Origin of the sequence: Mycobacterium sp. (genome assembly GCF_965229105.1) — a bacterium.
Classification (GTDB): Bacteria; Actinomycetota; Actinomycetes; order Mycobacteriales; family Mycobacteriaceae; genus Mycobacterium.
Map to the genome: position 1 here is coordinate 4,528,585 of NZ_OZ245858.1, position 22,628 is coordinate 4,551,212.

Below are 22,628 nucleotides of genomic sequence, written 5' to 3' on the forward strand. Positions count from 1 at the left end.
TATGACCGAGACATCGGATTACGACGCCATCATCATCGGCGCGGGCCACAACGGCCTGGTGACCGCGAACTACCTGGCCCGCGCCGGCAAGCGGGTGCTGGTCCTTGAGGCGCGTGACGTGGTCGGCGGAGCCTGCGTCACCGAAGAACTGATCCCCGGCAGCAAGTGGTCGTCGTGTGCATTCATCGCGGGGCTGTTGCGACCGGAGATCATCGCCGAACTCGAACTGGCCAGGTTCGGCCTGGAGCTCTATCAAGGTGATGCGTTGTCGTTCAGTCTCTTCCGCGACGGAACCTCCTTCATGATGTGGAAGGAGACCGACCGAACGCTGCGCGAACTGGAGAAGATCAACAAGAACGACGCCCAGGCCTTCCTCGACTTCGGGGTCCGGCTGCAGCGTTTCGCCGGGTTGGTCACTCCGTATCTGCTCACCTCACCGCCACAGCGTTCAGAGGTGTTGGCCGCGTTCGAAGCAGCCGGTGAGCAGACCTTGTTCAACGAATTCACCCTGCTCTCGGTGCGCGATCTACTCGACCGGTACTTCGAGGATGAACGACTCAAAAGCATGCTGACCTTCTTTGGAATGGTGTCGATCTTCGGTGGCCCCTCCTCACCGGGAACGGCCTACACCTACGGGCACCACTCCTGGGGTGAATTCAACGGCAACTTCGGCCAGTTCGGCCTTGCCCGCGGCGGGATGGGTGCCATCAGTGAGGCCCTGGCCGCCGGCGCGCGCCACTACGGCGCGACCATCCGCACCTCCACACCGGTCGATACGGTGGTCGTCGAACGCGGCACCGCCACCGGGGTGCGCCTGGCCGACGGGTCCGTCATCACCGCCGGGCAGGTCTTCTCCAACGCCGACCCCAAACGGTCCCTGCTCAAACTGATCGAACCGGGAGTACTGCCGGCCCAACTGGTACGCGATGTCGAAGGTATCGACACCCGCGGATCGATGGCCAGGATCCACCTTCTGATCGACGAGCTGCCGCAGTATCTTCCGTTCCCCGACGCCACCGCCGGGCCACAGCACCACGGACATCAACTGCTCGGGCCCAGCCGGGAGGCGTTCGAGGAGGCTTACGAAGCACAGCGGCGCGGGACCTTCCCGAGCACCTTCGTCATCGAGGCCGTCACACAATCGGTCACCGACGATTCGCTGGCCCCGGCGGGCCTGCACACGATGACCCTCGGCATTCAACAGTTGCCGTCCGAACTGACCGGGACCACCTGGGCGGCGGAGAAGGAGAAGTGGGCCGACCTGGTGCTCGAAGACCTCTTCATCTACGCACCCAACCTGCGCGAACACATCCTCGACCGGGCGATCATCACACCCGACGACCTCAACGACGAGTACCTGATCACCGACGGGAACATTTTCCACGGCAGCATGATGCTCGACCAGCTGTTCGGGGCACGTCCGATTCCGGAGCTGTCGAATTACCGCACCCCCGTGCGCAATTACTACCTCTGCGGTTCCGGCACCCACCCCGGTGGCGGCGTGATGGGCGCCAACGGGCACAACGCGGCGAAGGTCGCGCTGGCCGACGCCGCGGGTACCCCCGTCGCACCACGGGTGACCACCGTCAGGAGCGGTGGTCGTAAGGCCCCGTGGCAGCAGCGCTTGGTCGGCACCTTGATGTCCACCAAGCCCGGGCGCTGGGTGGGCTACCGGGCGGCCCGCCAACCCGCGCTGCGCAAGGTCACCGCGTACGCCGCCCGCGTCCGCTGACCATGACGACGTCCTCAGAGACCTTGAGAAGCGCCAAGTGGTTCGCCGGAAAGGACGTACCCGGGTTCGTCCACCGCTCGGCGATGCGGGCGTCCGGGTTTTCCCGGATGGCGTTCGAGGGCCGACCGATCGTCGGGATCTGCAATTCGTGGTCCGAAGTTGTCAACTGCAACATGCACTTTCGCGGACTCGCCGATTCGGTGCGCCGCGGCGTGCTGGCGGCAGGCGGGTTTCCACTGGAGTTCCCCACCATCTCGCTGGGCGAACAGCTGATGAAGCCGACCACCATGTTGTTTCGCAACCTGATGGCGATGGACGTCGAGGAGTCCATCCGCGCTTACCCGTTCGATGCCGTGGTCCTCCTTGGCGGGTGCGATAAGACGGTCCCGGCGCAGCTGATGGGGGCGGCCAGTGCTGACGTCCCCGCCATCGCGCTGACCGGCGGGCCCGCGTCGCCTGCGGTCTTCCGGGGCAAGCAGCTCGGGGTCGGAACCGATCTCTGGGAATACATCGACGACGTCAGGGCCGGCCGGATGTCGATGGCCGAGTATGAGCAGCTTGAGGCCGCGGCCGGACCGTCGCGGGGGCACTGCCCGGAGATGGGTACCGCCTCCACGATGGCCACCCTGGTGGAGGGCCTCGGTATGACACTGCCGGGATCCGCGGCCGTCCCCGCCATGGATTCGCGTCGGCTTCAGGTCGCCGAGGAGTGCGGAGCGCGGGCGGTGGGGTTGGCGCTCGAACGGCTGCGACCGTCGCAGGTGTTGACGGCGGAGGCTTTCGACAATGCGATCACGTTGATGCTGGCCGTCGGTGGGTCGACGAACGCGATTGTGCATCTGCTGGCGATTGCGGGTCGGGTCGGAGTTCCGTTGACGTTGGACCGTTTTCACGAGGTGTCGGCCCGCACACCGCTGGTGGTCAACGTACGCCCGGCCGGTGAGCACCTCGTCGAGCAGGTCTTCCACGCCGGCGGAATACCGGCGGTGATGAAATCCATCGAGTCGCTGTTGCACACCGATGCCCTCACCGTCACCGGGAAGACCGTCGCCGACAACCTTCCCGTCACTGCCGCGGACAACGTCTCGGTGATCGCCCCGCTCAGCGCGCCGTTCCAGCCGACTCAGGGCCTTGCCGTGGTGCGCGGCAATCTCGCACCCAACGGGGCGGTGATCAAATGCAGTGCGGCCAGTGCGGCGCTTCTGATCCACCAGGGGCCGGCAGTGGTATTCGAGAATATGCAGGATCTGATGGCGCGCTTCGACGATCCCGATCTGGACGTCACGCCCGATTCCGTCCTGGTGCTGCGCTCCGCCGGGCCGCGCGGCGCCCCCGGCATGCCCGAGTGGGGCCAGTTACCCATCCCCAGCAAGCTGCTCAAGCAGGGTGTCACCGATATGGTCCGCATCTCCGATGCCCGGATGAGCGGAACTGCCTACGGCACCTGCGTTTTGCACGTCAGCCCGGAATCGGCGGTCGGCGGGCCACTGGCCCTGGTCCGCGACGGTGACCTGATCGCGCTCAACGCCCATGCCGGAAAGCTCGACATGCTCGTCTCGGACGCCGAATTAGCCACGCGCCGCGAGGAGTTGGTCCCGGTTGCCCCTCGGCACACGCGTGGCTACACCGCCATGTACGTCGAGCGGGTGCTGCAAGCCGATCAGGGGTGTGATTTCGATTTCTTGGTCGGACGCTCGCAACGCCCCGAAGACGAACCCGACGCGATATTCGAGGGTTGGGTTGGTGGTTGGTGAGAGTGGACTGGACCAAATGCCGATGCTGACGTGTTCGTGACATAGACAGCAATACCGTTTGGCGTCGGTCCTAACGGGCTACCAAGGCGCCGTGAAGAATTCATCCCACATCTACCGCACGGCGGTCTTGACCGTGTCCTCTGCCGCGGTCACCGTCGCCCTACTGTCCGGCTGCAGTAGCGACGACACGGGCGCCGACACCAGCAGCACGGTGACGACGGACGTCAGTACCGCGCCCGCCACCTCATCACCAACCGCCTCCCCCACTGAATTGGCGCCCGCCACCTCTGAGGCACCCAGCACTGGCAGCAGTGGCAGCCCGGGCCCCAGCATGACCGTGAGCGGTGGCAACTCCGCTTCTGCGACCACCGTCCGGACCCCGTCACCGCCAACCGCCGGCGACCTCCCTGGCGAGAACTCCGGCGGAACTGCACCCGGTGGCAACAACGGTCCCGGCGCCAACTAACCAGGAGCGAATTACGCCCGGGTCAACTCAAAGAGTGGGATGGCCCGGGTTGTCTTCGCTTGATAATCGGCGAACACCGGTGCGATCGCGGTGATCTTCAGATACATCTCTTCGCGCTCGTCGTCCGGCAGTTCCCGAACGGCGACGTCGTAAGCTTCCGTGCCGACCTCGATGTGCGCCTTGGGATCAGCCCTCAGATTGTGCACCCAAGCCGGGTTCTTCGGTGCGCCGGCATAGGACCCGACGATGAACATTCTGTCGTCGATGGGCAGGTAGGCCAGCGGTGACAGCCGGGGCTGCCCGGACTTGGCCCCGGAGGTGTGCAGTAACAGCAGCGTGCCGCCATCGAAGGGCCCGCCGACCTTGCCTGCGTTCGCCCGAAACTCCTCGACGATCCCACGGTTGAAGTCGTTGAGCGCACCGGCGTCGGAGGCGAGCTTGCTCTTGTCAATCTCGGTCATGTGCAGTTCCAAGACCCTTCATGTTGGCATCTATTCCGCATACTTGGGCTACGGACCAGCTTAGGTGGACGACTTCTCCCGTCCTTGGAACAATCTTGGAAGGTGCACTTGACTTCGGTGCTCGACTCCCCCATCCCACGGTTTCACCTCGCCGTTCCCGTCGATGATCTAGGCGCCGCACGGATCTTCTACGGTGAGCTGCTGGGCTGCGAGCAGGGCCGCAGCTCCGAGTCCTGGGTCGACTGGAATCTGTACGGCCACCAACTGGTCACCCACCTCGTCGCCGAGCGCCCAACCCGCGCCCACAACCCGGTCGACGGCCATGACGTACCGGTACCGCATTTCGGCCTGATCCTGGCGGTGCCAAAGTTCCACGACCTGGCCGCCCGACTGCGCGCCGCGGAGGTGCAGTTCGTCATCGAACCGTATGTGCGGTTCGAGGGGCAGACCGGTGAGCAGTGGACGATGTTCCTCTACGACCCGGCAGGAAATGCTGTGGAGTTCAAGGCGTTTGCCGACGACACCCAGGTTTTCGCGGCCTAAGCCGGCAGCCCCCTCAGAGGTGGTCGACATCGACACCGCGGCTGTCGTCGACCCCGAACTACGACCCCGGTGTCGAACTCGGCGCACCCGCCGGCTTCTCGGCGGACTTTGGCTTGCCGTCGATTCCCGATTCCTTGCGCTGCTGGGCGGTGATCGGGGCGGGTGCCTCGGTCAACGGATCGATACCGCCGCCGGACTTCGGGAAGGCGATCACCTCGCGGATCGAGTCGACGCCGGCCAGCAGCGCGGTGATGCGGTCCCAGCCGAACGCGATACCGCCGTGCGGTGGTGCGCCAAAGGTGAACGCGTCCAACAGGAATCCAAACTTATCCTGCGCCTCTGCATTGTCGATTCCCATCATCGCGAACACCCGCTCCTGGACGTCGCGCCGGTGAATACGAATGGACCCGCCGCCGATCTCGTTTCCGTTGCACACGATGTCGTAGGCGTTGGCCAGTGCGCTACCGGGATCGGTGTCGAAGGTGGCCTCGGATTCGGGCTTGGGTGAGGTGAAGGCGTGGTGCACCGCGGTCCAGGCACCCGAGCCGACGGCAACATCACCAGAGGCGGTGGCATCGTCGGCTGCCTCGAACAGCGGCCAGTCCACCACCCAGGTGAAGGCCCAGGCAGTCGGATCGATCAGGTCGAGGCGGTGGGCGATCTCGATACGCGCCGCCCCGAGCAGACCGCGCGCGGACTTGGCGGTGCCTGCGGCGAAGAAGATGCAGTCCCCCGGGCTCGCCCCGACATGACCGGCCAGGCCGTCGCGCTCGGCATCGGTGAGGTTCTTGGCCACCGGGCCGGCCAGGGAGCCGTCCTCGCCGACCAGCACATAGGCCAGGCCCTTGTGCCCGCGCTGCTTGGCGAATTCCTGCCAACCGTCGAGTGTCCGACGCGCCTGCGACGCGCCGCCGGGCATCACGACGGCACCGACATACGGCGCCTGGAACACCCGAAAGGTGGTGTCTTTAAAGAACTCTGCGCATTCGACCAGCTCGAGTCCGAAGCGTAGGTCGGGCTTGTCGGAGCCGAACCGGCGCATCGCATCGGCGTAGTTGATCCGCGGTAACGGCAGCGGTACCTCGTAGCCGATGAGAGCCCACAGCGCGGCGAGGACCTGCTCGGACACCGCAATGACGTCATCGGCGTCAACGAAGCTCATCTCCATGTCGAGCTGGGTGAACTCGGGTTGGCGATCGGCGCGGAAATCCTCATCGCGATAACAGCGTGCGATCTGGTAGTACCGCTCCATCCCTGCGACCATCAGCAGCTGCTTGAACAGCTGCGGGCTCTGCGGCAGGGCGTAGAACGACCCCGGCTGCAGCCGGGCAGGTACCAGGAAGTCGCGGGCGCCCTCCGGCGTCGACCGAGTCAGCGTCGGGGTCTCGATCTCGACGAAATCGTGTCCGGCCAGAACCCCACGTGCGGCGGCATTGACCTTGGAGCGCAATCTGATTGCCGCGCCGGGGCCGTTCTCGCGGCGCAGGTCCAGATACCGGTATTTCAGGCGGGCTTCCTCACCCGCGGTCTCGTCGAGCTGGAATGGCAGCGGGGCGCTCTCGCCGAGCACCGTCAGCGTCGTGGCGTTGATCTCGATTGCGCCCGTGGGGATTTCGGTGTTGGCGTTGCCCTCGGGCCGCACCTCGACGGTGCCCTCGACGGCCACGCAGAACTCGGCACGCAGCCGGTGCGCCTGCGCCAATACCTCAGCGTCGCGGAATACCACCTGCGACACCCCCGACGCATCGCGGAGATCGATGAAAATAACGCCGCCGTGGTCGCGGCGGCGGGCCACCCACCCGGCGAGCGTCACCGTCGCACCGGCATCGGTGGCTCGAAGCGATCCGGCGGTGTGACTGCGCAGCACAAAAACTCCTAAAAGAGGACATGGACACCTGACATTGGAGCCCGTCACAGTGTAGTAGCGGCGGTTTCGTCGGTACGTTGGCGTCAGTGACTTCCAGGCTCGACACCTCAATCGCCCTCGTCGGCCCAGGCGCTATCGGCTCAACGCTGGCCGCCTATCTGCATGCCGCCGGCCATCACGTTCTGCTGTGCGGACATACGCCGCGCCAATCTATCGAGGTCAGACCCGATGACGGCGACCCCATCGTGCTGCCCGGCCCGGTGCGCACCGACCCCGCAGAGATCGACGGACCCGTCGTGCCCGGGTGCGGTGGTCGTCCCCGCCGTGGTGTGGTTCTCCGCGCAGATCCAACCCGAGGGCTGGGTGCGATTGCGGACCGACGTGCGCCTGGTACTGCCCGATTCCGGGCCCAGCAAGACGCTCGCTGACCTGCTGCGGGCCGCCGGTGTGACGGTGGATCTGGACGACGATTTCCGCACCGAGGCCCGGCGCAAGCTGCTGACCAACGCGGTGGCCGGGCTGATGGTGCTGACCGGGAGGCGGTCCGGGATGTACCGCCGCGACGATATGACCGCCATCGCGCGGCAATACCTCGCGGAATGCCTGGCGGTGGCCAGGGTCGATGGCGCCCGCCTCGACGACACCGCGCTCGACGACATCCTCGCCATGTTCACCGGTGCACCCGAGGATCTGACAACCTCGATCCTGACCGACCGTGAGCAGGGCCGACCCCTGGAGTGGGATATCCGCAACGGCGTCATCCTGCGTAAAGCCCGTGCGCACGGCCTGCCCGCACCGATCAGCGAGATAGTGGCACCGCTGCTCGCGGCGGCCAGTGACGGACCTGGCTAGGCCATGACACCGGTAAGGCTGGCGCGGGCAGCCGCGACGAAGTCGGCGACCAACGGATTTGCGTCGCCGATTCGGGTGGCGACCATGACCTTGCTGGAGGGGACGCCCTCGACCGGCACCGTGACCAGGTCAGCGCGCAGCGAGCTCCGCCGATCGCCGACGGGTAGCACCGCGATCGCCTGACCGCTGGCGACGAGTTCGATTCTGTCCTCGTAACTTTCGACGAACGGACCCGCCGACATCGGTCCAGGATCAGTCTGCCGGTAGGCGTCCGTCGGATAGATCGCGCGGATGCCTCCGTGGGCGCACAGGATTGACCCATCACCCGCGAAGTCCGCCGGCGATACCGAGGTCCGACCGGCCAGGTGGTGCTCAGCCGGCACCACCAGCATTCTCGGTTCCTCGTAGAGCACCGTCATCCGGACGTTGTCGGCCATCAACGACAAGGGGTCACGGACCACCAGGACGTCAACTTGCCCCTGGGTGAAGGCCTCGGCGTCGTAGCACTCCAGGTGGCGGGTGCCGATCTCCGCCTTCGGGTGGCGGCGGCGTAATTCGCGAACCGCTGGGGTGACGACCAGGTCCTCGACGTACCCGACGATGACCTTGCCTGCGGGAGCGTAAGCGCGGGCGGTGAGCGCAGCCTGACGTGCGGCCCGCAGCAGGGCCTGGGCCTCCGGCAGGAATGCTTTGCCAGCCTCGGTGAGCAGGGTGCCCTGCGATGTGCGATCCAGCAGCCGGACGCCGAGGCGGCTCTCCAGTCGCTGAATCTGGCGGCTCAGCGACGGCTGCGCCACATGCAGCTCGGCGGCCGCCCGGCCGAAATTCTGGTACTCGGCAACGACCGAGAAATACCGCACCAGCCGCAGCTCGAGGTCAGTTCCAAGATCGTTCACCAGCCAGTCCTCATGACGTTGCCAACCTCAGTGACGGCAGACGGTATTCCAGTGCCGCCATTCCGTTTTGGCATGACGGGGTGCCAAACAGGTCTTGGACACCTGTACCGGAGCGCGCCGAGACTGGCGATATGAACAGGTACGACGGAAAGAATGTGGTGATCACCGGCGGCAGCAGCGGCCTTGGGCTTGCGGCCGCGCAGTTTCTGGTCGACAACGGTGCGCGTGTCCTCGTCACGGGGCGGAGCAGGGAAACACTGGCCGACGCGGGCCGCCGACTCGGCGGCAACGCGGTCACCGTCCAAAGCGACACGAGTTCACTGACGCAGATCGACGCGCTCGCTGAGCGGGTGAAATCCGAATTCGGCATGGTGGACGCGTTGGTGATCAACGCCGCCATCGGCAGCTTCGACCCGTTCGATGCCGTCACCGAACAAACCTTCGACCAGGTGTTCGCGATCAACACCAAGGGCCCGTTCTTCACCGTCCAGAAGCTGGCCCCGCTGCTGGCCGACGGCAGCGGTGTGGTTCTGACGACGTCGACCGCAAACCAGGCGGGCTGGGATGCCCTCAGCGTCTATTCGGCCAGCAAGGCGGCGCTGCGCTCGATGGCCCGCACCCTGAGCAGGGAGCTGCTGCCCAGAAACATTCGGGTCAACGCCATCAGCCCCGGCTCGATTGACACCGGAAAGCTGGAGAAGGAAGTGCCGGAGCGAGCGGCGCAGCTCAAAGCGGAGTTCACCGCCAGCAATCCAATGCAGCGCTTCGGCCACCCGGACGAGTTCGCCCCGGCGGTGGCTTTCCTGGCCTTCGACGCGACGTTCATCGCCGGTATCGAACTGGTGGTGGACGGTGGAGACTCTCAACTCTGAAATTCCCTCTGACAGAATGGAACTCGATATGGCACGCTATGACGGCAAGCGAGTCGTCATCACCGGAGGCACCAGTGGCATCGGACTTGCCACCGCCAAGGTGTTGACCGCTGGGGGCGCACGCGTTCTGGTCACCGGCCGAACACCCGCGTCCCTGGAAACCGCAAGGGCCACCCTCGGCCCTGGCGCCATCGTCGTATCCAGCGATGCCGCATCCGATGTCGATACCCTCGTCGAGCGCGCTGCCAGCGACCTCGGCGGCGTCGACCTGCTGGTGCTCAACGCGGGCGCGACGCTGGGCGCCACCCTGGAAGACACCACCGAGGCGCAGTACGACGAACTCTTCGACCTCAACACCAGGGCACCGTTCTTCACCTTGCAGAAGTTCCTGCCGCTGCTGCCTGCCGGCAGCTCGGTGGTGTTGACGACCTCGGTCAGCGACGTCAAGGGCATCGCGTTGACCAGCGTCTACTCCGCAACCAAGGCTGCGCTGCGGTCGATGACACGCACATTCGCCCGCGAACTGATCGACCGGGGCATCCGCGTCAACGCCGTATCCCCCGGCCCCATCGACACCGGAATCCTGGAACGATCCATGCCGGTCGACGCGGCCCGGCAGTTCCTTGCGCAGGTCAAAGCCGACAACCCCATGCAGCGCACGGGCGAGCCCGAGGAAGTGGCCAAGGCGATCATTTTTCTCGCGTTCGACGCCACCTACACCACCGGCGCTGAGCTGCCGGTCGACGGCGGCGCCTCCCAGCTGTGAGGTAGACACATCACCTAGAGTGTCTACTCGTGGCTGAGTCGACGACCAAGACCTATCCCTGCGAACACGTCGGCATGGACTTCATCGCCACCGCGCCATATCGCTTCGTCAGCAGCGTCGACCTCCCCATCACCCCCGAGCGGCTGTTCGCGGTGTTGTCCGACGCAGAATCGTGGCCTAGGTGGGCGACGGTGATCACCAAGGTGGTCTGGACCAGCCCTGAACCGCGCGGGATCGGCACCACCCGCACAGTCAGCATGCGCGGGAATATCGTCGGCAGGGAAGAGTTCCTTGCCTGGGAGCCGTTTTCCCACATGGCTTTTCGATTCAACGACAGCACTTCCAACGCCATCGCCGCGTTTGCTGAGGACTACCGTGTGGTGCCGACGGCCGACGGCTGCCATCTGACGTGGGTGATGGCGATGAAGCCCAGCGGGTTTGCCGGCAGGTTGGGCATGACGATCGGTCAACCCGTGATGGGCTGGCTGTTCCAGCGCTTCCTGCACAACCTGCGCCGCTACGTCAGCTCAAAGTAGTCAGCGCACCTGCGACCATGCCAAACGTCTGACGACATCCGGATCCTCGACAGTCACGTCCCGAGCGCTCTCGATGATGCGGATGGCCCGTCGCTCGGTGTCATATTGCTGCCAATCGTCTGACCACGTCGTACCGGCGGTCCACCCCTTGGTGGCGAAATCCAACCAGGTCCGCTGCATCCGCCTACCCACCGCCGGTTGCACCCGCCGGCCCAGTGGATGCAATTTGCGGCCCAGGTAGGAGCCGTAACTGTGCTGGATATGCACGATCTCGCTGCCGTGGGTGGCACCGAGACCCAATGCCCGCAACGTCCACGTCGCATGGTCGAAGCGATAGACGTAGGTCGGCGCGTGCGCGCTGTAGGCATCGGCGAACTCCCACATCGGGGCACTGAACATCACATCGGAACCGATCGCGATCAGCGCCCGGCGACGCGGATAGTCCGGGTAGGCGGCCAGGACGTGGTCTTTTACGTTGGAGCCACCAGCGTCGGGCGCCCGGCGCGCAAAATACGCGTCGACGCCGTCCACCGTGGTCGGCAGCATCGGCGGTTTGGTCCAGGCGAACATCGAGGCTTCGTGGCTGTTGGTGCCCACGATCAGTGGGATGCGCGCGATCTCGCCGCGGGCCGCCGCATCGAGCGGATGCCGCGGTAACAGCTCGACTCCGTAGGTCAGTCCGTATGCCAATGTCGGTGTGGCTGAAGCGCTTTGGCCCTGTAATACACCTGCCGCCCGACGCAATCGGCGCTGCGGCAGCTCTTTTAGTTCGGCCGCGCCTGCACCCACCTCATGGAGAAATCGCTGCGCCTGCTCTGCTCGGGTATCGACGTCGGCGATCAGCGGAAGTGCCGGGCTCTGCGCGATGGCCCTGGCGAACAGCCCCTCTGCGGCGGGGCTGGCCAGCAGGGCCAGCACCGACGTCGCGCCAGCGGACTCCCCGAACACCGTGACCCGCTCGGGGTCACCCCCGAACGCGGCGATGTTCTCGCGCACCCACTGCAACGCGGCGATCTGGTCCCGCAAGCACAGGTTGTCGTCGAAACCCGCACCCAGTGAACCGAGTTCGAAACCACCGAACACCCCGATCCGATAGGTGACGTTGACGACCACCACATCACCGGTGGCAGCGAGTCGTGAACCGTTGTAGAGCTGGAGCTGGCCCGCCCCATACACGAAGGCGCCGCCGGGAATCCACACCATCACCGGAAGTGCGCCCGAGGTGTCCGGCGACCACACCGTCACCGTCAGGCAGGCCTCGTCGCGGATCTTCGGATCATCGCGGCCACCGCCGACGAACGAGCGGCCCTGCGGTGGCAGCGGTCCGTGTTCCTTCGCATCCCGCACCCCGGTCCACGGCGCAAGCGGTCCCGGGGCCAGGAACCGGCGCTCCCCCACGGGTTGCTGCGCGTAGGACACCCCGCGCCACACTGCGACGCCGCCCTCGGTGGTTCCCGCAAGAGCGCCTGCCGACGTATAGGCAACGGTCGAAAGTTCGGCAACGTCGGCCACGTGAGAATCGTAGTGTGAAAAGCTGTACGCGGCCGGAACTGTCAGTGTGAATCCGGCGACGCGCGGACGGAGACTGCCATGACCTTCAACGAAGGTATGCGTATTGATACCAGCACCACCTCGTCCAGCGGGGGTGGTGGCCGCGGCCCCGGCCGCGGGATGGCCATCGGCGGTGGCGTCGGCGGGTTGGTGATCGTCGTGATCGCGCTGCTCCTTGGGGTGGATCCCGGCACCGTGCTCAATCAGCAGCCGATGGACACCCAGGGCGTGGAGGCACCGGGCTTCGATATCAGCCAGTGCAAGACCGGTGCCGATGCGAACACCAACCTCGACTGCAATGTCATCGCCACCGGCAACTCGGTGGACGCGGTGTGGGCCCAGCTGCTGCCCGGGTACAGCCGACCGAAGTTGCGACTATTCAAGGACCAGGTCAACACCGGCTGCGGCGCTGCCGACAGCGCCGTCGGGCCGTTCTACTGCCCGCCTGATCAGACCGTGTACATCGACACCGGTTTCTTTCAAGTGCTCCAGGACCAATTCGGTTCCAGCGGTGGGCCATTGGCCAGGGAATACGTGGTGGCCCATGAGTACGGGCATCACGTGCAGAATCTGCTCGGTGATATCGGCAAGGCTCAGCAGGGCGCGCAGGGCGCCGAAGGCAACGGGGTGCGCACCGAGTTGCAGGCCGACTGCTACGCCGGGGTCTGGGCGCACTATGCGGCGATCACCAAACAGGAAGGCACCGATGTGACGTTCCTGCAGCCGCTGACCGATAAAGATATCGCCGATGCACTATCGGCGGCCTCGTCAGTGGGTGATGACCGGATCCAACAGCAGTCGACCGGTCGGGTGAATCCCGAATCGTGGACGCACGGGTCGTCGGCGGAGCGACAGAAATGGTTCACCACCGGCTACCAGACCGGCGAACCCAAGAAGTGCGACACGTACAACGCCGCTTCCCTTGGCTAGCGCTGTGACCGATGCAGAGCGAGGCGCCCGAACGACGATGCGGCGAGGAACGAGCCGATGAGGAGTCGGGCACAGGCGCAGAGCGATGAGGAGGAGCAGCGCAATCTAACTAGGGCCAGGAGCGCGGTCGACGAGATCGCGGAACGCTACGTCGAGACCTACGCCGCGCTCGATCCCTGCGCCGCAACCGAACTCGGCATCGTCGGTGTCGACACCAACTACGACGAAGACCTGACCGACTATTCCCCCGCCGGGGTCGCGGCGCGCGCCGAGGCCGCCAAGGACGCGTTGCGGGCACTCGCGAAGGTAACGCCCGTCGACGATGTGGACCGGGTCACCGTCGCCGCCATGCAGGAACGACTTGGTATCGCGGTCGAATTGCACGATGCCGGACTCGACATCGGCGAACTCAACGTCATCGCCTCACCGCTGCAGACGCTGCGCGACGTCTTCGACCTGATGCCCACCGACACCGACGACGACTGGTCGGTGATCAGCCGCAGGTTGGCGCGGGTACCGGATCGGGTGGCCGGTTACCTCAGCGGGTTGCAGGCCGCGGTGGCCTCCGGGCACGCGCCGGCGCAGCGGCAGGTGCAGCGCGGGATCGCCCAGGCCGTCCGCACCCAGGCACTTTTCGTCGAGATGGTCGCCAACGCCCCGGTGACCAACGCCGCGCTGTCGGCCGACGTGCACCGCCACGCGCAGGCGGCGTCCGCCGCCTACGAAGGCCTGGCCCGCACGCTGGCTACCGATATCGCCCCGGCCGCCACCGACCGCGATGCCGTCGGGCGCGATGAGTATCGGCTGTTCTCCCGATCATTTCTCGGGGCAGCGGTAGATCTGGACGAAACCTACGCCTGGGGTTTACAGCAGCTGGAAAGCATTGTTGCCGAACAGGAGTCAATCGCCCAGCGGCTCTACCCCGGGACGTCCGTCGCTGAGACACTGCGTCGTCTCGATACCGAACCCCGCTACGTCATCGAGGGCACCGAGGCGCTGCAGCGGTGGATGCAGGATCTGTCCGACCGCGCCGTCGAGGCGTTGGCGGGCACCCATTTCGAGATCGCCGAGCCCCTACGTGCCCTGGAATGCTGTATTGCCCCGACGCAGAACGGCGGCATCTACTACACCGGACCGTCCGAGGATCTAAGCCGGCCGGGCCGGATGTGGTGGTCGGTGCCGCCGGGTGTTGAGGAGTTCCACACCTGGCAGGAGACGACCACCGTCTTCCACGAAGGCGTACCAGGGCACCACCTGCAGATCGGGCGCGCGGTCTCGCTGTCCGGCGAGCTCAACCGGTGGCGCAGACTCGCCTGCTGGGTGTCCGGCCACGGTGAGGGGTGGGCGCTGTACGCCGAACGGCTGATGGCCGAACTCGGCTGGCTCGACGACGCCGGCGCCCGGATGGGAATGCTTGACGCGCAACGTTTCCGCGCCGCACGGGTGGTGATCGACATCGGCGTGCATTGCGGAATGACTGCACCCGACGGCGGTGTCTGGGACGCCGCGCGCGCCTGGGAATTTCTCACGTCGCACAGCGCGATGGCCGAGGACAATCTTCGCTTCGAACTCGACCGCTACCTGGGCTGGCCCGGCCAGGCCCCGTCGTACGCGATCGGTCAGCGCATCTGGCAGCAGCTGCGCGATACCGTGACCGGACGTGGCGTCACGCTGAAGCAATTCCACAGCCGGGCACTGGATCTCGGCGGGCTACCCCTGGACGTGCTGACCGCCACCGTCCAGTGATTTGGGCGCGGCAACCCGCGGTCACCCTCTTTGCCAGGCTGGTTGTGAGTCAGTTGCAGCCAGTGTGAAGAGGTTGGGTTATGTCGATCAGTCCGGGGTTCACCCCCACCGAGATTCGTGAGCTTGTCGTGGACTACCAGCTGTTGGGTCGTGGGCAGAAGGGGCCGTTCCTTGCTGCTGCGGGGGTGTCGAACCGCCAGTTCCGGCGGTGGCAGTCGGCGTTGTTCGACGGTGACCTCGACCGGGGACTGATTCCGCGAGAAGGTGGAGCCATGACAGTTCCCCCAGCGAAACGCAGGGCGTTGGCCAAGGCGGAGGCGGACAAGCACGATCGCGACGAGATCGAACTGGTCCGGCTGCAGGCACGGGTGCGCGAGCTCGAGGTGACCAACGAGGCGTTGGGAAAAGCTATCGGGCTCTTGCACGAGATGAACGTGCACGAGCCCGACGTGACCCCGACGATCCACGATCTCGGTGCTTCCTCGACGCCGAGAACGGACTCGTCGCCGAGCTGACCGCGGCGATCGGATCGCAGCGCCGGGCGCTGGCGATGATCGATCTGTCACGTTCGACGTGGCATTACCGATCGCATCCGCGCACCCCGGTGCCCGACCCGTTGCCGCACCGGGACCGGGCCTACCCGTCGCGTATCGGTGAGGCCGACCGCACCGCGATCCGCGACGAGATCATCGCCGGCTGGCTCGCGGGCACCTCGGTGGACCAGGCGTTCGCCTCGACCTGGGATGCCGGCACGATGCTGGCCTCGCGGCGGTCGTGGTGGCGCATCGCCGCAGCCATCACCGATCAAAGTGTGCGGCCGATCGCACCGACCCGGGCGACGAACCAGACGCCGCGGGTCGCGCCGGTGCTCAAAGCAACGGGACCGCAACAGATCTGGAGTTGGGACATCACCGATCTACGCACCCCGTGGCGCGGGGTGGCGTTCAAGGCGTACTCGGTCATCGACATCTACTCCCGCAAGATCGTGGGCTGGCGGGTCGAGGAACGCGAGTGCGACGACCTCGCCGTGGACATGTTCGAGACCGCGTTCACCGACCACGGACTGCCCACGGTGGTGCACGCCGATTCCGGACCCGCGATGCGCTCGACACTCCTCAAGGACCTGCTGGCCGATCAGGGCGTCGGCCAGACGCACAACCGGCCGCGGGTCAGCAATGACAATCCGTTCTCCGAATCGGAATTCCGCACGATGAAATACCGGCCCAACTACCCGGGCGTCTTCGACGACCTCGAAACCGCCCGGCAGTGGGTGGACGCCTATGTGTCCTGGTACAACCAGCATCACCGCCACACTGGCATCGCACTGTTCACTCCCGACGAGGTCCACAACGGCACCTGGACGCGGCACTGGAATTGCCGCGACCACGCCCTACAGGCCTACTACGACGCCCACCCAGAACGATTCCGCAACCGCCCATCCACAACACAGCCCAGCCCCATCGTCGGCATCAACCTCCCCGCCGAAAACAATCCCGACCGACTCCACGCAGCTTGACAACGCCCGTGAGCGCGGCTCAGCGCGCCCAAATCACAAGAGGCTACAACCGCGACTGCGCCTTGATCGAGGTGTCGGTGGTGCGCAGCGGACGGATCAGGCCCTCCTGAGTGAAGGATGCGATCAGCTCCCCCGCTTCGGTGTGCACTGCGCCGCGTACATAGGACATCCCCGCTCCGACCTGAGTGCTCTCATGGGAGTAGAGCAACCAACCGTCCCAGCGCACCGGCTCGTGGAAGCTGACCGTGACGGTCATCGGCGCGGTCGATACCGTCAGGTGCGCCTGACTGGTGCCGATTCCCTGATGGGCCCGCATGGTGGTGGAGATGGCCAAATGCCCAGTGAAATAAGCGATCAGGGCCTTGGCCAGATCATCGCGGGTCGGGATCGGGTCGTAGTGCAACCACGCGAAGAGCTCAGGCGGGCCGACCTCGTCAGGGCTGTTGACGTCGACGACATCGACCAGGCGCAGTTCCCGGCCGGTCATCGGCATGGTCGCGAGGTGGGCATCGGCCGGTGCGGCCACCTCGGGCATGGGCAGATGGTGGGCGATGACGTCCTCGGACGGCACGTCGGTGAGCACGGTCATGGTGATGCACCGCTTACCGTTTTGCGACGCGGCCACGACGGCGGTGGCCACGGATCGACCTTCGTGCACGATATCGAGATCGAGCTCGACCGGCGCACCCACGAACACGGCCCGGCTAAACACCGCGTGCACGGACCGGATGGACTTGCCTGGAAGCCGTTTGGCGACAGCGACGATGGCCTGGGCGAGTACCTGCGTGCCCTCGACGACCTGGCGATCGTCCTCACCGGCGCGACCGGTATCGGCAGTGACGCCACCCTCGTTGTCGAGTTCCACATCGAACAGATCGATCAGTTCGCCCAGCGTCCACAGCACCTGGGCGGATTCGGTTGTCATGGTCTGCTGTCCCCTTAATCGTTTGCTACGGAAAGGCTTTGGCGGTCATCCCGATGCCGCCCCAACCGATATCTCGGCCATGAGTCCAGAACAGTAGCCCGTCATCGACATCCTGCGCTAGGCGGTCGCTCAGCGGTCTGGCCGTGCGGAGTGCGACGGCGTAAAGACCCGGCCATTGCGTCCAAGCCGGTAGCCTCGTGCTCCAAGACGCGGGCAGTCACCCGCCGTACGAACGTCAGGGGCACCCATGGCCGAGGTGAACGGAGCCGATTCACGGCAACCGGCGCCGCCGCCTGCGCTCGACCCCGTCCGCGCAAAGGCCGAGTCCCGCGGGAACAGCTTCATGAAATCAGCGCTGGCCATTCTCGGGGAGACCGGACGCACCGATTTCACCGTTCTGGAGGTCGTCGAGCGCTCGAAAACATCGTTGCGGTCGTTTTACCAGCACTTCGCCACCAAGGACGAGCTACTGCTGGCGCTGATCGACAGGATCATGTCGGAGTCCACCGAGCGCTGGCGAGCCGAGACCGCCGAACTTCCGGCGACCACGGCCCTGCGCAGGCTGATCGAACGCCTCAGTGCCCCGGCTTCTTCGAGCACGCAAGAGGGCATCAATCGCGGGCTGACCTTCTACAACGGCTATCTCGAGGAGAGCAGGCCCCGCGAATACGCTAGGGTTCTCGAGCCGCTGCACGACCTGATCCGCGACATCGTGCGCAGGGGTGTCGCCGAAGGCGAATTCCGTTCCGATATCGACGCCGGTACAGCAGCGGCCATCACCATGCAGACCGCGCTCGGGGCGATGCGGATGCGCAGCCTCAGCGAGGAATTGACCGGCGTCGCGATCGATGGCGATGCCATCTACGACTTCTGCGTTCGCGGCCTCACCAGCTGATTCAGCAGCAATCCCACACCGCAGGTACCGATCGCGTTTCCGCTGGTCCACGCGTGGTAACGTCATTACCGCTGCGGTGGTAACGTCATTACCACCAGCGCTCATGCCCGAGCCACGCTCTCGATTTCCAGGAGGCTGACATGCCGTCCCGCCATCTCGACTATCCGGTGTTCGACGCCGACAACCACTTCTACGAGCCCAAAGAGGCGCTGACCCAGTTCCTGCCGGACCATCGCAAGGGCGTCATCGATTACATCGAGGTCCGCGGCCGGACCAAGATCATGGTTCGCAACGTGGTCAGCGATTACATCCCCAACCCGACGTTCGAGGTGGTCGCCAAGCCCGGCGCGCAGGAGGATTACTTCCGGCACGGCAGCGGCGGCAAGACTTACCGCGAGGTGATGGGCAAGCCGATGAAGGCCATCCCCGCCTTCCGCAATCCCGCTGCCCGCCTTGAGGTTCTGGACAGCCTCGGCCTGGATTACACGCTGATGTTCCCGACGCTGGCGAGCCTCGTCGAGGAACGTCTCAAAGACGATCCCGACCTGATCCTCGATATCGTGCACGGACTCAACCAGTGGATGTATGAGACCTGGCAGTTCAACTACGAGGACCGCATCTTCTCCACTCCGGTCATCAACCTGAGCAACGTCGACCGCGCCATCGAAGAACTCGAGTGGTGTCTTGAGCGCGGCGCCAAGACCGTCCTGGTCCGCCCCGCACCGGTCCCCGGCTACCGCGGCAGCCGGTCCATGGGCCTGCCGGAGTTCGACCCGTTCTGGCAGGCCTGCACCCACGCCGGAATCCCGGTGTCGATGCATGCCAGCGACAGTGGCTATTCCAACTACCTCAACGACTGGGAGCCGGGCGACGAGTTCAAGCCGTTCTCGCCGACCTCATTTCGGATGGTCGCGATGGGCAAACGGCCCATCGAGGACACCATGGCCGCGCTGGTCTGCCACGGGGCGCTGACCCGCAATCCGGATCTGCGCATCCTGTCCGTCGAGAACGGCGCGTCCTGGGTGCCCACCCTGTTCTACCAGTTCAAAGACGTCTTCAAGAAGATGCCCGACGCGTTCCCGGAGGATCCGATCCAGGCGTTCAAGCGCGCCGTCTACGTCGCGCCGTTCTGGGAGGACAACTTCAAGCAGATGGCCGACCTGTGCGGGATCGATCGGGTGATCTTCGGCTCGGACTGGCCGCACCCGGAGGGCCTTGCCGATCCGATCAACCTGGTCTCAGACCTTGAGGCTCACGGCCTCGATGCGGAGGGTGTGCGAAAGGTGATGGGCGCCAACATGATCGACCTGTTCAAGGTCCCCAACAAGATCGTCCACAAGCCGGATGTGCCTGAACTGGTCTTGGCCGACCGGTAACAGTCTCCCGTGAACGTGCGCGTCGGATCCCCGGCGCGCACGTTCGCAGCTTCATGAAAGAGAGCGGCGCCGTGACCGTCCAGTCCCCGGAGCAGATACTTTTCGCGTCCACCACCCAGTCGTTTCTGGAAAAAGAAGCGTCCCTAAGCCGGGTCCGGCAGCTCTACGACCAGGGTGTCTCCTTCGACCCCGGTTGGTGGCAGCGTGCCGCCGAATTAGGTTGGGCCAGTTTGCTTGTACCCGAGGAGCTGGGCGGGGGCAGTGTCTCCGGTGACGGCGTGAAAGACCTGGCACTGGTGGCCGAGCTGATCGGCAAGACCGTTGCCCCCGGGCCGCTGCATCCGGTCAGTACCGTGCTGGCCGGTCTGGCCGATGCCAGTAACAGCGCACAACACGCCAAGCTGATAGAAGCCCTGATCTCCGGTGAATCGGTAGCGTCATGGGCGGTCTACGAACCGGGCAGGTCCTGGACACCGCTGACCCCTGGGCTGACCGCCACCCGCGCCGAGGGCGGATACCGTCTCGACGGGATCAAGGACCGGGTCGAGGCCGGCGCCGAAAGCGCGGTGCTGCTGGTGGTCGCCGATGTCGACGGACAACCATTGCAGTTCCTGGTGCCCACCGACCACCCCGGTGTCACCGTCGAGGCGCAGCGGTCGATTGACCTGGTGAAGCGTTACGCGCAAGTGCAATTCAACGGCGTGATGGTCGGCGAGGACGCTGTGGTCGGCAGCGTTGCCGAGACGCAGGCACTGATCGGCAGACAGAGCCAGATCGCTGCGATTCTGCAGTGCGCGGAGGTGGTCGGCATCCTGGATACGGTCTTCGCTATGACCGTGCAGTGGGGGCTCGACCGGCACAGCTTCGGCCGACCGCTGGCCTCGTATCAAGCCCTCAAACACAAGTACGCGGATATGAAGATCTGGCTGGAAACCGCACGAGCCACCACCGATGCCGCCGTCGAAGCCGTCGCCGGCCGGGCCGCGGATGCCGAACTGTTGGCCAGCGTCGCCAAGTCCTATATCGGGGAGCACGCCGCCCCGATGCTGCAGCTGTGTGTCCAGTTGCACGGCGGCATCGGCGTCACCTGGGAACACGATCTGCACCTGTATCTGCGCCGAGTTACGTTGTACCGCTCGCTGTTCGGCACACCCGAGGACCACAACCTTCGCGTCTACGCACTCACCGAGGAGGCGTCATGACCGAGACGCGCACCCCACCCGTGACTGATCGAACCGAGACGGTCGCCGAATTCGCCGAACGAGCCAGGACCTGGCTTGCCGATAACCTGCCGCTCGTCGATCCAGCCAACCCACCCGACGGCGATCGCGGCGCGGAACAGCCCTGGCAACGGGCCCGCGAACTCCAAAGACTGCTCTATTCAGGAGGATTCGCCGGTATCTGCTTCCCGCGGGAGTACGGCGGTCTCGGCCTGCCGTACGAGTATCAGAAAGCCTTTGACGCTGCATCGAAGGACTATGAACTGCCGATCATCCTCAATATCCCGACCTTCACCATCTGTGCGGCAACCCTTCTGGACACCGGCAGCGAGGACCAAAAGCAGCAACGCATCCGAGCCGCCATTCGCGGGGACGAAATCCTGGTCCAGTTGCTCTCCGAACCCAGCGGCGGTTCAGATCTTGCCGGTGTCATCACCAGGGCAGACCGGCGTGGTGACAGATGGGTGATCAACGGCGCAAAAACCTGGAGTACCAGTGCATTTGCCGCCGATTACGGGCTTCTGTTGGCCCGCACCAACTGGGACGTGCCCAAGCATGAGGGTCTGACGATGTTCCTGGTGCCGATCAACAGCCCCGGTATCACGATGCGCCGGATCAAACAGGTCGACGGCGGTAACGAGTTCTGCGAGGAGTTCTTCGACGATCTCGAGCTTGGTGACGACGCCGTCGTCGGCGAGGTCAACGATGGCTGGGCCGTCGCGTCGCGGCAGATGTACCACGAGCGGCGCGCGGTGGGCGGCGGCTCGGAATTCGCCAGCGGCATCGGCGCCGAGGGGGAAACCGACCAACCCGTCGATTACGTCGCATTGCTCGACGCGACCGGCCAGACCGGCAGCGAGCGCATCCGCGAGATGGCGGGGCGCGCGTTGGTCCGCCGGCACGTACAAGAACAACTGATCCAGCACGTCTACCACGGTGTGCGCGACGGATCGCTGCCGCCGGCGGCCGGATCTATCATTCGCATCGCCCACGCCGAGACCATCCAGTTCGAAATCGACACGGCGGTGGCGATTTCGGGCAGCGGCGGCGTCGTGGACGACGGCACCGGTCTGATCAAGTACGGCGACCGGTTCCTGTCGCGACAGACCGCCTCGCTCGGTGGCGGCACCAACGAGATTGCCCGCAATATCATCGGCGAGCGGATCCTCGGATTCCCCCGGGAACCCGCGGCCGACCGGGGCGTGCCGTTCAACCAGGTGAAACGGGGCCGTCAGTAGACACTCCTCGCTAGTCTGTTCACTGCACACGGCAGCCGAACTTCAGGAGTACCCATGAGCCAGCCCACCACCGACGTCTCCCCCGCCCTCGCGGCATCGCAGGGATCGTGGAAAGCCGTGCAGGCCCACGACCGGGAGGCCTGGCTGGGGTTGATGGCCGATGACGTGGTGATCGAGGACCCCATCGGCGAGGCGATCACCAACCCCGACGGCAACGGGGTACGCGGTAAAGAAGCGGTCAGGGCCTTCTACGACACCAACATTGCGACGAACAATCTCCGGATCACGTGCGAGGAGACGTTTCCGTCGAGCTCACCCAACGAGATCGCCCACATTCTGATCCTGCGCAGCGAGTTCGAGGGTGGGCTGTCCAGCGAGGTGCGGGGCGTGTTCACCTACCGGGTCAACGACGCCGGTCAGATCGCCAATATGCGCGGCTACTGGAATATGGACGCGATGACGTTCACCCAGGCACCCAAGGACTGA

At 65.4% G+C, this 22,628-nt stretch carries 22 protein-coding genes and 1 pseudogene; 17 read left to right on the forward strand and 6 right to left on the reverse strand.

Annotated features, from left to right (window positions below; genetic code table 11):
* The first annotated feature begins 1 nt into the window (after position 1).
* Positions 2-1,732, forward strand: a complete 1,731-nt coding sequence (locus ADBZ9O_RS21045) for a phytoene desaturase family protein (protein ID WP_526524861.1) — start codon at positions 2-4, stop codon at positions 1,730-1,732.
* Positions 1,733-1,734: 2 nt separating this feature from the next.
* Positions 1,735-3,486 carry a dihydroxy-acid dehydratase gene (locus ADBZ9O_RS21050; protein ID WP_526524862.1) on the forward strand — a complete coding sequence of 584 codons (1,752 nt, stop codon included), beginning with the start codon at positions 1,735-1,737 and terminating at the stop codon, positions 3,484-3,486.
* 111 nt (positions 3,487-3,597) lie between these two features.
* On the opposite strand, the gene ADBZ9O_RS21055 is transcribed toward ADBZ9O_RS21050, so the two are convergent.
* Positions 3,598-3,855 (reverse strand): hypothetical protein, encoded by a 258-nt coding sequence (locus tag ADBZ9O_RS21055; protein ID WP_526524863.1) that lies wholly within the window; start codon positions 3,853-3,855, stop codon positions 3,598-3,600.
* Between the two features lie 108 nt (positions 3,856-3,963).
* Complete coding sequence (locus tag ADBZ9O_RS21060) at positions 3,964-4,413, reverse strand: nitroreductase family deazaflavin-dependent oxidoreductase (protein ID WP_526524864.1); 450 nt, start codon at positions 4,411-4,413, stop codon at positions 3,964-3,966.
* A gap of 102 nt (positions 4,414-4,515) precedes the next feature.
* On the opposite strand from ADBZ9O_RS21060, the gene ADBZ9O_RS21065 reads away from it, so the two are divergent.
* The gene (locus tag ADBZ9O_RS21065; protein WP_526524865.1) at positions 4,516-4,956 is read left to right on the forward strand and encodes a VOC family protein; all 441 of its coding nucleotides are present in this window, start codon (positions 4,516-4,518) and stop codon (positions 4,954-4,956) included.
* A gap of 58 nt (positions 4,957-5,014) precedes the next feature.
* On the opposite strand, the gene aspS is transcribed toward ADBZ9O_RS21065, so the two are convergent.
* Positions 5,015-6,823, reverse strand: coding sequence for an aspartate--tRNA ligase (gene aspS / locus ADBZ9O_RS21070; RefSeq protein ID WP_526524866.1), 1,809 nt, complete (start codon positions 6,821-6,823; stop codon positions 5,015-5,017).
* Positions 6,824-6,909: 86 nt separating this feature from the next.
* On the opposite strand from aspS, the pseudogene ADBZ9O_RS21075 reads away from it, so the two are divergent.
* Positions 6,910-6,990, forward strand: a pseudogene (locus ADBZ9O_RS21075) (hypothetical protein); the annotation flags it as partial.
* Positions 6,991-7,051: 61 nt separating this feature from the next.
* The gene (locus ADBZ9O_RS21080; RefSeq protein WP_526524867.1) at positions 7,052-7,675 is read left to right on the forward strand and encodes a ketopantoate reductase family protein; all 624 of its coding nucleotides are present in this window, start codon (positions 7,052-7,054) and stop codon (positions 7,673-7,675) included.
* On the opposite strand, the gene ADBZ9O_RS21085 is transcribed toward ADBZ9O_RS21080, so the two are convergent.
* Positions 7,672-8,571, reverse strand: a complete 900-nt coding sequence (locus ADBZ9O_RS21085; RefSeq protein WP_526524868.1) for a LysR family transcriptional regulator — start codon at positions 8,569-8,571, stop codon at positions 7,672-7,674. The two genes, ADBZ9O_RS21080 and ADBZ9O_RS21085, sit on opposite strands and share 4 nt — an antisense overlap.
* A 131-nt stretch (positions 8,572-8,702) precedes the next feature.
* Between ADBZ9O_RS21085 and ADBZ9O_RS21090 the strand changes: the two genes are divergently transcribed.
* The 3 genes from ADBZ9O_RS21090 (at position 8,703) to ADBZ9O_RS21100 (ending at position 10,745) form a co-directional block, all read left to right on the forward strand.
* Positions 8,703-9,443, forward strand: coding sequence for an SDR family NAD(P)-dependent oxidoreductase (locus ADBZ9O_RS21090; protein WP_526524869.1), 741 nt, complete (start codon positions 8,703-8,705; stop codon positions 9,441-9,443).
* 28 nt (positions 9,444-9,471) lie between these two features.
* On the forward strand, positions 9,472-10,209 hold the full coding sequence (locus ADBZ9O_RS21095; protein ID WP_526524870.1) for an SDR family NAD(P)-dependent oxidoreductase: 738 nt from the start codon (positions 9,472-9,474) through the stop codon (positions 10,207-10,209).
* A gap of 74 nt (positions 10,210-10,283) precedes the next feature.
* Positions 10,284-10,745, forward strand: a complete 462-nt coding sequence (locus ADBZ9O_RS21100) for an SRPBCC family protein (RefSeq protein ID WP_526533358.1) — start codon at positions 10,284-10,286, stop codon at positions 10,743-10,745.
* Here ADBZ9O_RS21100 and ADBZ9O_RS21105 read toward each other — a convergent pair whose 3' ends face one another.
* On the reverse strand, positions 10,746-12,257 hold the full coding sequence (locus tag ADBZ9O_RS21105; protein ID WP_526524871.1) for a carboxylesterase/lipase family protein: 1,512 nt from the start codon (positions 12,255-12,257) through the stop codon (positions 10,746-10,748).
* Between the two features lie 78 nt (positions 12,258-12,335).
* Here ADBZ9O_RS21105 and ypfJ point away from each other — a divergent pair, with 78 nt between their 5' ends.
* The 4 genes from ypfJ to ADBZ9O_RS21125 all read left to right on the forward strand — a co-directional run bounded on the left by ypfJ (position 12,336) and on the right by ADBZ9O_RS21125 (position 16,488).
* Complete coding sequence (ypfJ, locus tag ADBZ9O_RS21110; protein WP_526524872.1) at positions 12,336-13,226, forward strand: KPN_02809 family neutral zinc metallopeptidase; 891 nt, start codon at positions 12,336-12,338, stop codon at positions 13,224-13,226.
* 57 nt (positions 13,227-13,283) lie between these two features.
* Positions 13,284-14,972, forward strand: coding sequence for a DUF885 domain-containing protein (locus ADBZ9O_RS21115; RefSeq protein WP_526524873.1), 1,689 nt, complete (start codon positions 13,284-13,286; stop codon positions 14,970-14,972).
* Between the two features lie 80 nt (positions 14,973-15,052).
* Complete coding sequence (locus tag ADBZ9O_RS21120; protein ID WP_526524874.1) at positions 15,053-15,487, forward strand: hypothetical protein; 435 nt, start codon at positions 15,053-15,055, stop codon at positions 15,485-15,487.
* A gap of 35 nt (positions 15,488-15,522) precedes the next feature.
* Entirely contained in the window at positions 15,523-16,488 is a 966-nt protein-coding gene (locus ADBZ9O_RS21125; protein ID WP_526524875.1) for a DDE-type integrase/transposase/recombinase, read from the forward strand.
* A 43-nt stretch (positions 16,489-16,531) separates the two neighbouring features.
* Here the strand turns inward: ADBZ9O_RS21125 and ADBZ9O_RS21130 are convergent, their stop codons facing one another.
* Positions 16,532-17,413 carry an acyl-CoA thioesterase gene (locus ADBZ9O_RS21130; RefSeq protein WP_526524876.1) on the reverse strand — a complete coding sequence of 294 codons (882 nt, stop codon included), beginning with the start codon at positions 17,411-17,413 and terminating at the stop codon, positions 16,532-16,534.
* 247 nt (positions 17,414-17,660) lie between these two features.
* Here ADBZ9O_RS21130 and ADBZ9O_RS21135 point away from each other — a divergent pair, with 247 nt between their 5' ends.
* From ADBZ9O_RS21135 to ADBZ9O_RS21155, 5 genes are all read left to right on the forward strand, one after another.
* Entirely contained in the window at positions 17,661-18,308 is a 648-nt protein-coding gene (locus tag ADBZ9O_RS21135; protein ID WP_526524877.1) for a TetR/AcrR family transcriptional regulator, read from the forward strand.
* Positions 18,309-18,448: 140 nt separating this feature from the next.
* Positions 18,449-19,684: an amidohydrolase family protein gene (locus ADBZ9O_RS21140; protein WP_526524878.1), complete on the forward strand. Its 1,236-nt coding sequence runs from the start codon at positions 18,449-18,451 to the stop codon at positions 19,682-19,684.
* A gap of 71 nt (positions 19,685-19,755) precedes the next feature.
* Entirely contained in the window at positions 19,756-20,886 is a 1,131-nt protein-coding gene (locus tag ADBZ9O_RS21145; RefSeq protein WP_526524879.1) for an acyl-CoA dehydrogenase family protein, read from the forward strand.
* On the forward strand, positions 20,883-22,142 hold the full coding sequence (locus ADBZ9O_RS21150; protein ID WP_526524880.1) for an acyl-CoA dehydrogenase family protein: 1,260 nt from the start codon (positions 20,883-20,885) through the stop codon (positions 22,140-22,142). The genes ADBZ9O_RS21145 and ADBZ9O_RS21150 overlap by 4 nt, the downstream gene beginning before the upstream one ends.
* Before the next feature lie 54 nt (positions 22,143-22,196).
* Positions 22,197-22,628, forward strand: coding sequence for a nuclear transport factor 2 family protein (locus ADBZ9O_RS21155; protein WP_526524881.1), 432 nt, complete (start codon positions 22,197-22,199; stop codon positions 22,626-22,628).